Genomic DNA, 14906 nt, shown 5'->3' on the forward strand with positions numbered 1-14906 from the left:
GTATCCCTTAACCGCGTGGAGTCGCAGCGCTGGCAAGTTTGGGCGCGGTTTTGTCCGGCGCCACTTGTTCCAGGTTGCTGGCTTCAAGCGCTTGTCGTTGTTGGGCCAAGGCGGCGAGGGTTTCCTTGCTGGCCATCGGAATGGTTTCCGGGGCGACCGGCGAGCCGGGGCGCGCGCGTTGCAGGCCCTTGACGATAATGGTGTCGTCCTTGTTCAGGCCGCTGCGCACAATACGCAAGCCTTCGATCTTCGGCCCCAGCTCCACCGCGCGATAAGCCGGCTTGTCGCCTTCCATCACCAGCACGAACTTCTTGCCCAGGTCGGTACCCACGGCCTCGTCGTTGATCAGTACGGCGGAGTAGGTGCCGCTGCCGACCAGTTTCAGGCGTGCGTACAGGCCAGGGGTGTATTCGCCTTTGCTGTTATCGAACACGGCGCGGCCACGGATGGTGCCGGTGGCCGGGTTGACCTGGTTGTCGACAAAGTTCATCTGGCCCAGGTGCGGGTTGCCGGTTTCATTCGACAGGCCCAGGTACACCGGGGTGGTCGCCCCGCGACGGCCCTGGCGAGCCAGCTCGGTGTACTTGAGGTACACGCGCTCATCGGCGTCGAAGTAGGCGTAGACCTTGTCGGTGGAGACCACGCTGGTCAGCGTGGTGACATCGGCGGTCACCAGGTTGCCGGCGGTGATTTCGGCACGGCTGACGCGGCCGCTGATCGGCGAGGTGACGCGGGTAAAGCTCAGGTTCAGCTTGGCCAGGTCCAACTGCGCCTGGATCCCGGCGACAGCCGCGCGGGCTTCCTGGGCGGCGGTGGTGCGCGAGTCGGCCAGTTCGGCGGAGATCGCATTGCTCTGGCGCAGGCGCTCGCCGCGTTGGGCTTCGTTATCGCTGCGGGTGGCAGCGGCTTTGGTTTGCGCCAGTTGGGCTTCGAGGCGGCGCACTTCGGCCTGGAATGGACGCGGGTCGATCTGGAACAGCAGGTCGCCTTTCTTGACCAAAGCGCCTTCGGTGAAAGCGACTTGGTCAATCTGGCCAGAAACCCGTGGACGAATCTGTACGGTCTCAGGCGCTTCCAGGCGACCGGTGAACTCGTCCCACTCGTTGACCGGTTGTTCGAGTACCTTGGCCACGCTGACTTTCGCAGCAGGCATGGCGGCCGCTTGTTCCGGGGCCTTGCCGCACGCGCTCATCACTACCACGGCCAAAATCGCCAAGGGAAAGCGTAAGTGTTTGAGTGACTGTTCCATGAGGTGCATCCGCCAATGTATTTGAGATGGGCGGATCATGCGCGGCGAGGCGGTATGTCACGAATCGAATGAAGCAAAGGTAACTATCATTCGGAATGATATAAGCGCGTTGTCAGCCCTCTAGCATGCAGGTTTCATTAGGCAGCTATCAATGTGATTGATAGCAAAGGTGTGTTGCGCAGGCTGCAAGGAACTTATCCAGGCTTACGGTGTGCCCTCAGCCGTCAACTGCGCGGCGATCCGCTCTATCAGCAGGCGCACGCGCCGGGGCTGGACCCGCGAGGGCGGGTAGACGATGTTCAGTGCGGTGCCACCCAGGTCGTAGTCCTTGAGTACTTCGACCAAGCGCCCGGCATCGAGGTCGGCGCGCACATCCCACACCGATTTCAAGCACAGGCCATGGCCGGCCAGGCACCATTGCCGGACCAGCGCGCCGTCATTCGCCACGCGGCGGCCACTCACCAGGATGCGGTGTGTCTTGCCGTGCAGCTTGAAGGTCCATTCCCGCGCGATATTGATACCGAAGCGCATGACCAGGCATTCATGTCGGGTCAAGTCCTCGGGGTGTCGCGGGGTGCCATGCCGGGCCAGGTACAGCGGTGACGCACACACGACACGTCGGTTTTCACCGATCAGCCGCGCATGCAGCGTGCTGTCGGCCAACGCGCCGAAGCGCACGGCGAAATCGATTCCCTGGCTGACGGGGTCGACGTAGCCGTCGCTGAGGTTCAGGTCGATGCTGACCTGCGGGTACTCCTGCATAAACTGCGCAAGGATCGGCTCAATGTATTGGCGGCCCAGGTCTTCCGGGGCGCTGAGGCGGATCGGCCCGGAAATCCTCTGGGTGCCCAGGCGAATGCTGCTGTGCAACTCATCCGCCTCCGCCAGCAGGCGCCGGGCGCCATCGACCAGCAGGCGGCCTTCATCCGTGAGGTTGATCGCGCGGGTGGTGCGGTTGAGCAGGCTGGCACCGTAGAAACTCTCCAACTGCGCCAGCCGTTCCGACACGGAGGCCGGGGATAAACCCAGTTCCCGGCCGGCCGCGGATAACCCGCCTTTCTCGACAATCAGCAAAAACAGCTCAAGGTTCTTCAGTAGCATTATTCGGTTTTTCCGAAAGTGATTTTTGATTTGCGCTCAATTATCAAAATAAACCTAAAGGCTTAGGGTTGCATCCGTGTTTATCCAACGGAGTGACGCTCATGTCATACGTGAACCTGCAACGGCGTACTTTCCTGGCCCAGGCGGGCGCCGGTGCCGCGGTACTAACCGCCGGATCGTTGCTCGGCACGGCCAACGCGGCCACGGCAACAACGGACGCTGCCCCAGCGGCAAGCGTACGCCAGGCCAAGGGCGGCTTCTGGCCGGGCAATACGCGACTGGTGGTGTCGGTGTCGATGCAATTCGAAGCCGGCGGGCAACCGCTCAAGGGCACCGACAGCCCGTTTCCCCCTGTGGATTTTCCCGACAACGTGCCCGCCGACCCGGCCACCAATACCTGGTTCGCCTACGGCTACCGCGAAGGTATTCCCAGGCTGCTCGACCTCTGGGACCGGCATGGCGTCAAGGTCACCAGCCACATGATCGGGGACGCGGTAAAGCGCCACCCTGAATTGGCCCGCGAGATCGTCGCGCGCGGCCATGAAGCCTCCGGCCATGGCCCGCGCTGGAGTTCGCAATTTGCCATGAGCCGTGATGAAGAACGCACGTTCCTGCGCCAGGCCGCCCGCATGCTGCAAGACGTCACCGGCCAACCGGTCAGCGGCTACAACTGCAATTGGTTGCGCCGCGGCCCCAATACCTTGTCGTTGCTGCAAGAGCTGGGCTACGTCTATCACATCGATGATGTGAGCCGTGACGAGCCGTTTATCGAACAGGTCAACGGCAAGGACTTTGTGGTGGTGCCGTACACCTTGCGCAACAACGACATTGTCCTGATCGAAGGCCGCAACTACTCACCGTCGCAGTTCCTGGAACAGGTGAAGCTGGATTTCGACCAGCTGTACGAAGAGGCCGGCAGCCGGCGCCGCATGATGTCGATCAGTGCCCACGACCGCATCAGCGGTACGCCGCAAATGGTCAGGGTCTGGGATGAGTTCCTGCGCTACGCCAACAGCCACCCCGGCGTCGCCTTCATGCGCAAGGACGCGATCGCGCAATACACCCTCAAGAGTCCCCTCAGCGTCAGGGAAGGCGAGACGATTTGAACCGTCCCCCACACAAGGAAACTGCAGCATGAAACACTCAGCGATATCGCGCTTTGGCATTGTCACTACGCTCCTGGCCTCGTCGTTTTGCAGCGCGGCCATGGCGGCAACCCCCGAGCTGGTGAAGCCGGGCGTGCGGGTGATCGACAACAGCCTGTCGGCCGCACAGCGGGCCAGCATGGAAACCGCCGCCCTGCGCTATGACACCTTCTGGAATACCGGTGACGAACGCCTGGCGCTGCAAGCCCTGGCCGATGATTTCGTCGACAAAACCCCGCCGCCCGGTCGCCAACCCGGCCCGCAGGGCGCGTTGCTGGCGTCGCGGACCTTTCGCGGTGCGGTGCCGGACCTGCGTTGCGAGGTCGAACAGATGATCCTTGCCGGTGACCGGGTGGTGGTGCACCTGCATTTTCGCGGGCATTTCACCGGTACATTCGGCCAGATCAAGGGGGCCGGGCAACCGGTGGATTTTATCGCCACCGATATCTACCAGATCGAAAACGGCAAGATCGCCGCCAACTGGCACATCGAAGACAACCTGAGCGTGATGAAACAGCTGGGCGCGTTCTGACGCCTGAGAGGGGCAGGGCAGACACTTCGGGCCAGGTCGAAGCATCCTGGGGTGGCAATTCCCTATAGTTGGGGCTTCTATTATTGCAGTGTTGCCCCCTGAGGAAACTCCATGACTTCGTCTATCGATCCTGGCCTGTTGGGTATTTATGAAGCTTGGCACACCACCGTCTGTGCGGGCGACCTCGCGGCCACTGCAGCGCTGTACGCAGAACACGCGGTGTTCGAGACACCCCTGGTGCTGGCGATCTACCCCGACCACGGCAGCGGGGTACTGGTGGGGCGCGACGTGATCCAGCGGTTCATGGAAGACAGCAAGCGCAAGTTCCCCAGTGACTTGGCCGAGTGGTATCGCAGCGACAAAGCGTTCATCAATGGTCGCAACCTGACCTGGGAGTACCCGCGCAAGACGCCCAAAGGCGAACAGGTCGACCTGATGGAAATGATGGAGATCGAAAACGGTCTGATCACCTATCACCGCGTGTATTGGGGCTGGTACGGCGTGCGGTTGCTGGCGCCTGTCCTGGCCAAGGCGCATACGTTGTGACGCGGCGGGCGACGGTCGCCATCATTGGTGGCTCAGTCACCGGCGTTGCGGCCTTTATCAAGCTGGTGCGCACGGGCGTGGCGGGTTGCATCGAGATCATCGATCCCGAAGGGCTGGCGGATTCAATCGCCTTCACGGCCTCCCAGGACGCGCTGTTGTGCAATACCTCGGTGCAGACCATGTCGGTGCTGGACGACGACATGCATGACTTCCAGCACTACCTGCGGGCCCAAGGCATCGATGCCGGTGAACAGGCGTTTGTGCCGCGGGCCTGGGTGTCGGGCTACCTCAAACAGCGGTATGCCGAGTATCGCGACCTGGCCGAGGCCCGGGGCATCGAGCACCGGGTGGTGCGTGCGGCGGTGCGCCATATCAAGCCGGTCGCCCACGGTGAATACCGCTTGGAACTGGAGGATGGCAGCCAGCGTTCAGCCTCGGCGGTGCTGGTATGCACCGGCAGCGCGGCGCCGTTTGTGCCGCCGCTGGTGACCCCGCATCTGGGCGCACCGGGGATTTTCGCGACGCCGTACCCGACCCGGTCGTGGTTGGCGAGCCTGACCCGGCCTTCACGGGTATTGGTGCTGGGCAGTCGGTTGTCGGCCATCGATAGCGTGCTGCTGTTGTGCGGCGCGGGGCACCAGGTGCTGATGGCTTCGCCGTCCGGGCGTTTGCCGGGCGTGCGCACGGGCACTCCCCGACGGTGCACGGCGAGCCTGGATGAAGCGCGGTTTGCCCGACTGGACCTGGAAAGCCCCAAGTTGTACTGGCATTTGCTGCGCATCGTCGCGCGTTCGGCCAAGGCCATCAGTGGCCGCTCGTTGCGCGCGCAGATCGATCGCAGTGCCGAGCCTGTCCAGCGCCTGCGCGGTGAAATCGCCCTGGCCGAGGGGGGCGCGACAGACTGGCAAAACCTGCTGGTGCAGTGCATGGACCTGGCCGACATCAAGCTGCGCGCCGCGCCGCCGGCAGTCAGGCTGGCGGCGCTGCAAAACTGCTGGGAAGCGGTTGGGCGCTACCTGTTCGCGGTGCCGTTGCAGACCGCGACCACCCTGTTGCGCCTGATCGACCAAGGGCAGCTGCAATTGGCGCCCCAACTGCCGACGACGCTGGAGCGGCAGGGCAAATGGCAGGCCCGCGACCGCCATGGCCGTGTCGAGGTGGTCGATGCCGTGGTCTGCGCCACCGGGTTCCACAAGCAACCGTTCCATGCCACGCCGGACGGCCTGGCGCTGCACGTGACGCCCGCCACGCCCTGCACGCCCCCCGAGGTGTCAGCGCAATTGCAGGTCAGCTTGCCGGGCGCTGGGGCGCCGGAAAACATCTGGCTGCTGGGCGTGGCCTCCTACCTGGCGGCGCCGATGGTCAATTCGGTGTACCAATCGGTGCGTCAGGCGGGCGAGGTGGTGGTGATGCTCGGCGAGCACTTTTCATTAATGGACGAACAGGCAACCGAGGCAGTGGCATGAAAGTGTATGGCGACAGAGGTTCGAGCAATACCCGGCGTGTGCTGACCACGGCCGCTTACCTGGGGCTGGACGTGGAATTCGTGTTTCTCGACCTGTTCAGCGGTCAGAACCGTACGCCGGAGTACCTGGCGCTCAACCCGAACGGCACGATCCCGACCTTTGTCGACGGCGACGTGGTGCTGTTCGAGGCGTCGGCCATCATGATTTACCTGGCGGAACAGGCCGGTTCGTCATTGTTGCCCTCGGGCAAGGCCAAGTACGAAACCCTCAAGTGGATGTTCTGGGCCGCCGAGCATTTTCGCCGCGGGCCCACGGTGCTGATCGAACAGCGTTTCATGGAGCGCCTGAAAGGGCATGCCGAAAACCCGACCCTGGTTGCGGAAGCCCTGCACGCCATCCACCGCTACACCGCCGTGCTCGAGGGGCACCTGAGTACCCGACGGTTTATGGTTGGCGATGGGCTGACCCTGGCCGACATCGACCTGGCGGCGCCCTTGAGCCATATCCCGCGTACCCAGGCGCCGTTCCTGGAGTACCCCCATGTGGCGGCCTGGTATGAGCGGATCAACGCGATTGCCGCCTGGCAGCAGAGCGGGGTTGCCCAGGAGCGCAGGATCCGCGAAATCGAAGGGCTGTTCAGCCCGCGGCGGGAGCCGGCATAAGCCTTTTGCGGGCCGGCGCCATCGCATGCAAGGGCGCCTCCAGATGCCGCAAGTGTTCAATCCCCAAATGCATTTTGAACGCGCGCCAGCCGGCGCCGGTGACGTGCACCGCGCGCGTGCCGGTGGTTCGCCTTAGCCAGCCCAGCTGGCAAAAGGTCTCCAGCAGATGGGCCCCAAGCGGGCCGGCGATGTGGTGCTCGCGTTCGGTCCAGTCCAGGCAGCGACGGGCCTGGACGTGGTCCTGGAAGCACGGCTCGCCACTGTCCGGGTTAAGCGATTGCAGCCATTCAATGCCGCGCAGCGTCAGCACATATTCGCGTTCGTTGCGATCGAGGATGTAGCCACGGTCGAGCATGCCCTGGGTCACCGCAACGCCGACCTGGCCGGCCAGGTGATCGTAGCAGCAACGGGCAAAGCGCAGCTCATGGGCGGCACGGTTGGGCAGGCTGCGCCAGGTACTGGTCTGCGGCGACACCGCCGCCAGGCTTTCCAATACATGGGATACATCAGGGCCGGCCAACTGATAGAAGCGGTTGCGGCCCTTGGTCTCGACCGTGAGCAAACCGCCATCGAGCAACTTCGCCAGGTGTGAACTGGCTGTCTGCGGTGTCACCCCAGCAGCATCGGCCAGGGCACTGGCGGACATGGAACTGCCATCGGCCAGGGTGATGAGGATCACGGCGCGTACAGGCTCGGCGATCAGGTAGGCGATGGATGAAATTTTGGGCTGGGTCATTCCATTGAACTCCGCGCTTTGCCAGGTGATGTCGGGTTTCAGGATGACATAAACACTAACACTTCGACACAGCCCGAAGCGTTTCAATTGAAAAGCTGCTTATAGTCAAAGCGCCATTATGGATAGGAAAGACGGGGTTATGGAACTCAACACGCGCTACCAACGACAGGTACTGATCGCCACCAGCCTCAGCTATGTGGTCGTCATTCTGGATACCTCCATCGTCAACGTGGCACTGGAGTCCATCTCCCAGACGTTCGGCTCGGATATCACCGGCCTGCAATGGGTGATCAACGCTTACACCCTGACTTTTGCCAGCCTGCTGCTGACGGGCGGCTTGCTCGGCGACCGCTACGGAGCAAAGAAAATCTACGCCGTCGGCCTCGGCCTGTTTGCGCTGGCCTCGGGCTTATGCGGGCTGGCCAACGATCTGCCTGAACTGGTGGGCGCACGCGTCCTGCAAGGGGTAGGGGCCGCGCTGCTGGTGCCATGCTCCTTGATGCTGATCAACAGCGCCTACCCACAGACCCACCAGCGTGCCAGTGCCATCGGCGTGTGGGCAGGCTGCGGTGGTATTGCCATGGCGGCCGGCCCCTTGGTGGGTGGGGTGCTGATCGAACTGTTCGGCTGGCGCAGTATTTTCCTGATCAACGTGCCGATTGCCCTGGTCGGCGTTTGGCTGACGTCGCGCATCCCATCTTCAGCGCCCCTGGCGCCCAACCGCCACTTGGATGTCACGGGGCAAATCACCGCCATTATTGCGCTGGCGACCTCGGTGGCCGTGCTGATCGAAGGGGCCAAACTGGGGTGGAATTCCGAGTGGGTCTACGTCGGGGTGTTTGTCGCGTGTATCGCCTGGTGCGCGTTCCTGGTGACCGAGAGCCGGCACAAGGACCCGATGCTGCCGCTGCATTACTTCCGTAACCCGGTGTTTTCCGGGGCAACGTTCCTGTCGCTGGTCTCGGCCCTGGTGTTCTACGGGTTGTTTTTCCTGCTCAGCCTGTACTTCCAGACCGACCGGGGCTGGTCACCGTTGGAGACGGGCCTGGCGTTCCTGCCATTGACCGCCATGGTCACCCTCGGCAGCTTCACCTGCGGCCGGTTGACCCGGGCCTATGGCGCCCGCGCCGTGCTGTGTGCGGGGTTCGGCCTGTACACCCTGGGGTTTATCGGCCTGTTCGCGTTGGCCGTCGATGCGCCGTACTGGCGCATCGCGCTGTGTTACCCGGCGGTGGGGTTCGGTGCGGGGATCATTACGCCGGCCGCCACCTCCGTGCTCATGAGTGTGGTTGATCGTGCCAAGGCCGGGGTGGCCGCAGGCACGCTCAATGCCAGTCGACAAAGTGGTTCAGCCTTTGGCGTGGCGATCTTCGGGGCCCTGCTGACCTCGATCCAACCGCGTAGCGATGCCATCTACCTCGCTGTCAGCGTTGCGATCGGCTTGTCATTGCTGGCCATGATGCTGTCCGCCCTGGTGCTCAAGGTGCCAGCTGCGCACCCCGTGAAAAACTGATGCGTTTGCATTTGTAAAACCATTGCCCAGCACGCCTTCGTGAATGCCGCGAGGCGCCGCTGCACCTGAAAAACATCATCACTAGGGATAATGATCATGAATGTGCTCTCTGCGGCAGCCGTTGTAGATATAGCGGGAATCGGCATTGGCCCGGCTAATTTGAGCCTGGCGGCGCTGGCCCAGCCCAAACCCGGCCTTACCGCGACGTTTTTCGAGCGCAGCAGCGAATTTCAATGGCATGCGGGGATGATGGTGCCCGACGCCATGTTGCAGGTGCACTACCTCAAGGACCTGGTCAGCCTGGTGGACCCGTCCAATCCACTGTCGTTCCTCGCCTACCTGGCCAAGCAAAAACAGTTGTTGAGCTTTATCAACGCCAATTTCGATCAAGTGCTGCGCCGCGAATTCAACCAGTACTACCGCTGGGCCTGTACCCAACTGCCCAACCTGCATTTCAACAGCGAAGTGCGCTCGGTGGAGTTCGAGAACGGGCTGTTCCTGCTCAAGGGCGATACCTGGGTCCAGCCGGCGCGCAACCTGGTGCTGGGCACCGGGCAACAGCCTTCGATCCCGGCATTCGCGCGCCCACACCTGGGCGACACGCTGTTTCATTCCTCCCAGTACATGACCCGCAAGCGCAGCCTGAAAGACAAGCGTGTGGTGGTGATCGGCGGCGGCCAGACCGGCGCCGAGATCATTCAGCACCTGCTGTCCGACACCAGCGCGCTACCGGCCAGCGTGACCTGGGTGTCGCGGCGCTGGAATTTCTCGCCGCTGGATGAATCGCCCTTTACCAACGAGCTGTATACCCCGCAATACAGCGACCACTTCTTTGCCCAACCCGAGGCCGTGCGCCAGTCGCTGCTGGTCGAACAGAAACTGGCGAGCGACGGCATCTCCCAATCGTTGTTGCAATCGATTTACCGCCGCCTGTACGAGCTCAAGCACGTGCTGCATCACCCTTGCAAAGTCCGCCTGTTGCCGGGCCGCGAGTTGACCGCAGTCCAGCAGCGTCCCCATCACTGGAGCCTGTCGCTGGTGCATGGGCACAGCCATGTGCAGGAAGAGCTGAGTGCCGACATGGCGGTGCTGTGCACCGGGTACGCCTACCAGATGCCGGAATGCCTGGGGGCGATCGAGCCACGCATCACCCGGCGCAACGGCGAATACGTGTTCAACCAGGACTACTCCGTGCAGTGGGACGGCCCGCAGGGGTCGGCCATCTACGTGCAAAACGCCGCGCGCAGCCAGAAAGGCATCGCCGACCCGAACCTGGGCCTGATTCCCTGGCGCTGCGCAAACATCCTCAACAGCGTCAGCGGGCAAGCCCTGTACGACCTGGACGAACCCGACGCGTTCGTCCAATGGGGCCCCAGCGCTGCCTTCGACGAGGTCAGCGACGCGCGTTTCGATCGCCTGACCGCCCTCGCCAACTAGACCCAGGAGCCCGGCCATGGAGCCCATCACACTACCGCCCAACGGCAACGCCCCGGTCATTCGCGAAACCGAGGAACCGGTGGCGCTGCAAGGCGTGCACCTGTACCTGCACCACTTTTCCGGCAAATTGGTCAACGCCCCGATCCAGTCCTCGCGTTTCACCATCGATCCCGACTGCGCAACGGATGAAGACAGGCACGCAGTCAACGAGATCTGGTTTATCAGCGGCGGCGACCTCAACGTGTTCTACGACGGTACCTGGCACGCGGTAAAAAATGGCGACAGTTTGTATTTTGCCCCCTGGCGCCCACATTTAGCGCGCAACGCCGGCACCGCGCAGGTCCAGGTGTTTTCGGTGTGGTGGGCATGAGCATGCAGCAGGATTTCGACCTGGTGATTGTCGGCGGCGGCATTATCGGCGCCTGGGCCTTGCACCACGCGGTACAGCGTTACCCGCACTGGCGGATTCTGTTGATCGACCGCTACCGCATCGGCGATGGGGCGACCTCGCACTCGGCGGGGGTGCTGCTGGCCACCGGGCGCTCGGCACGCGAACGGCGCCTGGCCGGGGAGAGTGCCGGGCTGTACCGCGCGCTGCGTGATCGGCTGGGCATCCGCACCAGCCAGGCGCCGGTGTACTGGCTGGCGGATCGCAGCCTGACGCCCGAGATTCAGCAGGCCGTGGTCGAGGCCACGGTCGAGCCCGCCGACCTGTCGGCCGCCGACCTCGGTGAACGCCTGGGTGCGCCGCTCACGGTGGGCACGGGCGAGTGCCTGTTGCGCGGCGGCACCGCCGAAAGCTACGAGCCGCCTTGGGTGGCGCGGTTGCTGATCAGCCAGAGCCTGGCCAGCGCCCAGGTGCGTTGCATCGAGGGCGTGGGTGTGCAGCGTATCGATGCGCAGGGCAGCGGTTCGCGTATCACCCTGGCCGATGGCGCCAGCGTGCGCGCCCGACGCACCCTGGTTGCCACCGGGCCATGGGTCAGCGAGTCGCCGTTTGGCGCACTCGCTACCGAGCACGGGCTACGGGTCAAGAAGGTGGTGGCCTTGCATATCGATGGCGTACCGCCGGCGAATGCCGCGGCGTTGTTCCTGCCGCAATCCGATGCGTACCTGATGCCACTGGCCGCCCGCAACCAATGGCTGTTCAGCTTTCGTTGTGATGAATGGGATGTGGCGCCGCGCAAGCACGCGCTGGAAATCACTCCCCACGACCGGGACGTCGCCAACCGCACGCTGGCGCACTACCTGCCGGCGTTGGTGGCGCGGTGTCGCGGCGGCCGGGTGTTCTGCGACAGCTACAGCCCCAGCGGCGAATCGCGGGTGAGCTTCGACCCGGTGCACCACCTGGTATTTGCCGGTGCCGGCAGTGGTGCGGGTTTCCGCCTGGCACCCGGCATTGCCCGCGAGGCCCTCGATTTGATCGTGGCTCATCGGCCCGATACGGCGGCCATCGCCGAACCCACACTTTCCGCTGCCTCGATGGATTGAAAAGATGACTGCTATCACCGCGCAAAAATTCTTCCTGATGCCGATTCCTCCCACGCCCAACGGCAGGTTGCACCTGGGCCACATTGCCGGTCCTTACTTGCGCATGGACATGCTCGGGCGCTACCTGCGCACCCAGGGGCACAGTGTCGATGTGGTCTCGGCGGTAGACGGCTTCGACTCCTACGTCCTGTGGAAAGGCGTGCAGGAGCAGCGCGAGCCCGAAGAGGTGGTGCGTGACTACCACGGGCAGATCGCCAACGACCTGCGCGCGCTGGATGTCGAGGTCGATGACTTCCTCGACCTGGTGCAAGGCCCGTACGCCGCGCAGCATGCAGACAATGCCCGGCGCACGGTCGAGCGCCTGGTGGCGTTGGGCGTGACCGAAACCGTGGTCGAACGTGTGCTGTATTGCCCGCATACCCGTCGCTACATGGCCGGCGCGTGGCTGGTGGGGCAGTGCCCGTATTGCCAGGCCGGGGCTGGCGGCTACTTCTGTGAAGCCTGCGGTGCCTTGTTCCGCCCGGAAACCATGCTCAATCCCCAGCCGCGCATGGGCGACAGCCCGTTGCAGTGGGTCGAGGTCGAAAGTTTGTTCCTGAAAGTGGCCCACCCCGACCAGTTGCTGCGGCGCATGGCGGCGTCCGGTGCGCCGGCGTCGATCATCGAGGTGATCGCGCGCTTCTTGGAACGCGAAAATGGCCGCGTGCGGCTGACTGCACCCGGCGACTGGGGCGTGGCCTGGAGCCCGGATCGTTTTGACAACCCACGCGTGTTGTTCGAGTCCGGCTGGGAATACGCACTGACCTGCGCCGACCGTGCCCGCGAGCACTCCCCGGAGCACGGCCACGCCATGCTGCGCAGCAGCGAGGTGACCACGCTGGTCAGCTTTGGTATCGATAACGCGGTGTTGCTGCTGGCGGGCAGCGTGGCGGTGATGGATGCCCTGCAGGATCACCAGTCGTTTGACTACGTGCTGACCAACTACTTCTACAACCTGCAAGGCGCGAAGTTTTCCACCAGCCGCCTGCATGTGGTCTGGGCCGCCGATATCGTCGAAAAAACCCCGGCCACCAGCGATGGCGTGCGTTATTTCCTCTGCCGCGAAAGCCCCGAACTGGGCGAAACCAATTTCGCCGTGGAGGAGTTTGTCGAGGTGGTCAATGTGGACCTGGCCGGTGCCCTCGACCGGCGTGTCGACCTGGCCCTCGGCAGCCTCGATCAGGCCCGGTTGCAGTCCATCGAGCCAGACTTGTTGCCGGGCCTCGAAATGGCCGTTGCGCGCCTGGGCCAGGCGTTCCGGCTCGACGCTGTATCGGTGCGCGACGCCTGGGAGGTGTTGCACCAGTGGATGCAACGGCCGGACCTGGACGTGACACAGCCTGGGCACGCTTACTTGTGGCTCAAGGGCCTGGCGTACCTGGCCGCGCCGATCATGCCGCGCCTGGCCGAGCACCTGTGGCACCGCCTGGGCCATGACGGTTTGCCGGTGGTCCAGGCGCTGTATGCCGCCTCGCTGCCGAGGCCGGAGACCGTGGTGCGCCCGCGCTTTGCGGCCTTGTCCCCGCTGGCGCTGGCGCCATGCTTGCCGGCCAGCGTGGTGCTGGCGGGTGCATCCAGCGATGCATGAATACGCTGACGTCATCGTGATCGGTGCCGGCACCACCGGTACCAGCGCCGCCTGGCACCTGGCGCGCGCCGGCGCGTCGGTACGGCTGCTGGACAAAGGCGCGATTGCCAGTGGCTCGTCGGGCGCGTCGCCGGGGATCGTGCGCGAATATTACGCCGACCCCGCCCTTAGCCAACTGGCGGCACGGGGCGTGCGGGCCTATCGCGATTGGCGGCAGCACTATCCCGGCACTTGCGGCTACCAGCGCACGGGGTTCTTGACCGGTATTCCCGCCCGCGAACAAGCGGCCACCCAGGCCAACGTCGAGCATTTGCGCGCGACGGGCGCGGCGCTTGAGTGGTTGTCTGCCGAGCAAATGCAGGCGCAGGTGCCTGACCTGATTATCGACGGCCTGGCGGGCGCGGTGTTCGAGCCCGACGCGGGCTATTGCGATCCGCGCCTGACCGCGCGCAGTTTTGCAGCCGGTGCACGGGACCTCGGCGCGGTGATCGACGAGGGGCGGGCGGCACGACGGATCGTGCGCCAGGCCGGGCGCGCCATCGGCGTGCAGACCGACACCGGCTTTATCGCCTGCGCCCATGTGGTCAATGCCGCCGGGCCGTGGGCTGCCACCCTGGCTGACGATTGCCAGGCGCCATTGCCGATCCACGCCACCCGGCAAAGCGTCGGCATTGTCCAGGTGGAGGGCGTTGACTCGCCGATGCCAGGCTATTGCGACCGGGAGGCGGGCTTCTACCTGCGCCCGGACCAGCCCGGCGGCTATTTCATCGGCTCGCTGATGGCCGCCGAAGGCGTAGCGATCGACCCGGATAGCTTCGACCGCAGCTTCTGCGACGCCAACGTGCTGGCCTACCGCGACCGCGCCGCCCTGCGCTTGAAGCGCCTGACCGGCGCACGGGCCACCGGCCGCCGCGTGTCGTTCTTCGACAACACACCGGATGGCAACCCGATTGTCGGCCCCGACCCTCGGGTGCCGGGGCTGTTCGTCGCGGCGGGGTTATGTGGGCATGGCTTCAAGTTTGCGCCGTTGTTTGGGCAGGCGATTGCGCAGTGGGTATTGCAGGGCGAGATGCCGGCGCAGATGGGGGTGTTTGCGGTAGAGCGATTTCTCGGGAGCGTTCAGTCAACCTAGTTGATCCTGACGTCCGAGCCGGCGGTCAATCGGTGTCGACGATTCGACAAGGCCGAAGGACTGTAAGGACTGTAAGGAATGTAAGGAATGTAAGGAATGTAAGGAATGTAAGGACTGTAACTGTGGCGAGCGGGCTTGCCCCGCGTTGGGCTGCGCAGTAGCCCCAAAACCAGGCCCCGCGGTGTGTCAGTTAAAAACACATCGCCTGGAATGGGGCCGCTTCGCGCCCCAACGCGGGGCAAGCCCGCTCGCCACAACAAGCCCACTGG

14 protein-coding genes are annotated in these 14906 nt (G+C 64.0%); 11 read left to right on the top strand and 3 right to left on the bottom strand.

All coding sequences use genetic code 11. The features are described from left to right. Nucleotides 1–7: 7 nt before the first annotated feature. Nucleotides 8–1249, bottom strand: coding sequence for a multidrug efflux RND transporter periplasmic adaptor subunit MexE (gene mexE, locus AB7933_RS16415; protein ID WP_024075318.1), 1242 nt, complete (start codon nt 1247–1249; stop codon nt 8–10). 204 nt (nt 1250–1453) lie between these two features. Then, complete coding sequence (locus AB7933_RS16420) at nt 1454–2350, bottom strand: LysR family transcriptional regulator (protein ID WP_024075319.1); 897 nt, start codon at nt 2348–2350, stop codon at nt 1454–1456. A 101-nt stretch (nt 2351–2451) separates the two neighbouring features. Here AB7933_RS16420 and AB7933_RS16425 point away from each other — a divergent pair, with 101 nt between their 5' ends. From AB7933_RS16425 to AB7933_RS16445, 5 genes are all read left to right on the top strand, one after another. Beyond that, on the top strand, nt 2452–3456 hold the full coding sequence (locus AB7933_RS16425) for a polysaccharide deacetylase family protein (protein WP_024075320.1): 1005 nt from the start codon (nt 2452–2454) through the stop codon (nt 3454–3456). 28 nt (nt 3457–3484) lie between these two features. After that, a complete protein-coding gene (locus tag AB7933_RS16430) occupies nt 3485–4027 on the top strand; it encodes an ester cyclase (RefSeq protein ID WP_024075321.1) in 543 nt (180 codons plus the stop codon). 111 nt (nt 4028–4138) lie between these two features. Continuing rightward, nucleotides 4139–4573: a nuclear transport factor 2 family protein gene (locus tag AB7933_RS16435; RefSeq protein ID WP_024075322.1), complete on the top strand. Its 435-nt coding sequence runs from the start codon at nt 4139–4141 to the stop codon at nt 4571–4573. Continuing rightward, nucleotides 4570–6039 (top strand): FAD/NAD(P)-binding protein, encoded by a 1470-nt coding sequence (locus AB7933_RS16440; RefSeq protein WP_024075323.1) that lies wholly within the window; start codon nt 4570–4572, stop codon nt 6037–6039. The genes AB7933_RS16435 and AB7933_RS16440 overlap by 4 nt, the downstream gene beginning before the upstream one ends. Further along, nucleotides 6036–6701, top strand: coding sequence for a glutathione S-transferase family protein (locus AB7933_RS16445; RefSeq protein ID WP_024075324.1), 666 nt, complete (start codon nt 6036–6038; stop codon nt 6699–6701). Before AB7933_RS16440 ends, AB7933_RS16445 begins: the two co-directional genes overlap by 4 nt. Here AB7933_RS16445 and AB7933_RS16450 read toward each other — a convergent pair. Next, nucleotides 6676–7437 carry an ArsR/SmtB family transcription factor gene (locus AB7933_RS16450; RefSeq protein WP_024075325.1) on the bottom strand — a complete coding sequence of 254 codons (762 nt, stop codon included), beginning with the start codon at nt 7435–7437 and terminating at the stop codon, nt 6676–6678. The two genes, AB7933_RS16445 and AB7933_RS16450, sit on opposite strands and share 26 nt — an antisense overlap. Before the next feature lie 139 nt (nt 7438–7576). On the opposite strand from AB7933_RS16450, the gene AB7933_RS16455 reads away from it, so the two are divergent. The 6 genes from AB7933_RS16455 to AB7933_RS16480 all read left to right on the top strand — a co-directional run bounded on the left by AB7933_RS16455 (nt 7577) and on the right by AB7933_RS16480 (nt 14637). After that, complete coding sequence (locus AB7933_RS16455) at nt 7577–8950, top strand: MFS transporter (protein ID WP_024075326.1); 1374 nt, start codon at nt 7577–7579, stop codon at nt 8948–8950. A gap of 96 nt (nt 8951–9046) precedes the next feature. Further along, complete coding sequence (locus AB7933_RS16460) at nt 9047–10387, top strand: lysine N(6)-hydroxylase/L-ornithine N(5)-oxygenase family protein (RefSeq protein WP_206379763.1); 1341 nt, start codon at nt 9047–9049, stop codon at nt 10385–10387. A gap of 16 nt (nt 10388–10403) precedes the next feature. Then, nucleotides 10404–10757, top strand: a complete 354-nt coding sequence (locus AB7933_RS16465; RefSeq protein ID WP_041160931.1) for a cupin domain-containing protein — start codon at nt 10404–10406, stop codon at nt 10755–10757. Then, entirely contained in the window at nt 10754–11878 is a 1125-nt protein-coding gene (locus tag AB7933_RS16470) for an NAD(P)/FAD-dependent oxidoreductase (protein ID WP_227496877.1), read from the top strand. The genes AB7933_RS16465 and AB7933_RS16470 overlap by 4 nt, the downstream gene beginning before the upstream one ends. A 4-nt stretch (nt 11879–11882) precedes the next feature. Beyond that, the gene (locus AB7933_RS16475; RefSeq protein ID WP_024075329.1) at nt 11883–13505 is read left to right on the top strand and encodes a methionine--tRNA ligase; all 1623 of its coding nucleotides are present in this window, start codon (nt 11883–11885) and stop codon (nt 13503–13505) included. Further along, on the top strand, nt 13498–14637 hold the full coding sequence (locus AB7933_RS16480) for an NAD(P)/FAD-dependent oxidoreductase (RefSeq protein WP_024075330.1): 1140 nt from the start codon (nt 13498–13500) through the stop codon (nt 14635–14637). The genes AB7933_RS16475 and AB7933_RS16480 overlap by 8 nt, the downstream gene beginning before the upstream one ends. Nucleotides 14638–14906: the final 269 nt, after the last annotated feature.

The sequence above is a fragment of the Pseudomonas gorinensis genome (assembly GCF_042015035.1).
GTDB classification, from domain to species: domain Bacteria; phylum Pseudomonadota; class Gammaproteobacteria; order Pseudomonadales; family Pseudomonadaceae; genus Aquipseudomonas; species Aquipseudomonas gorinensis.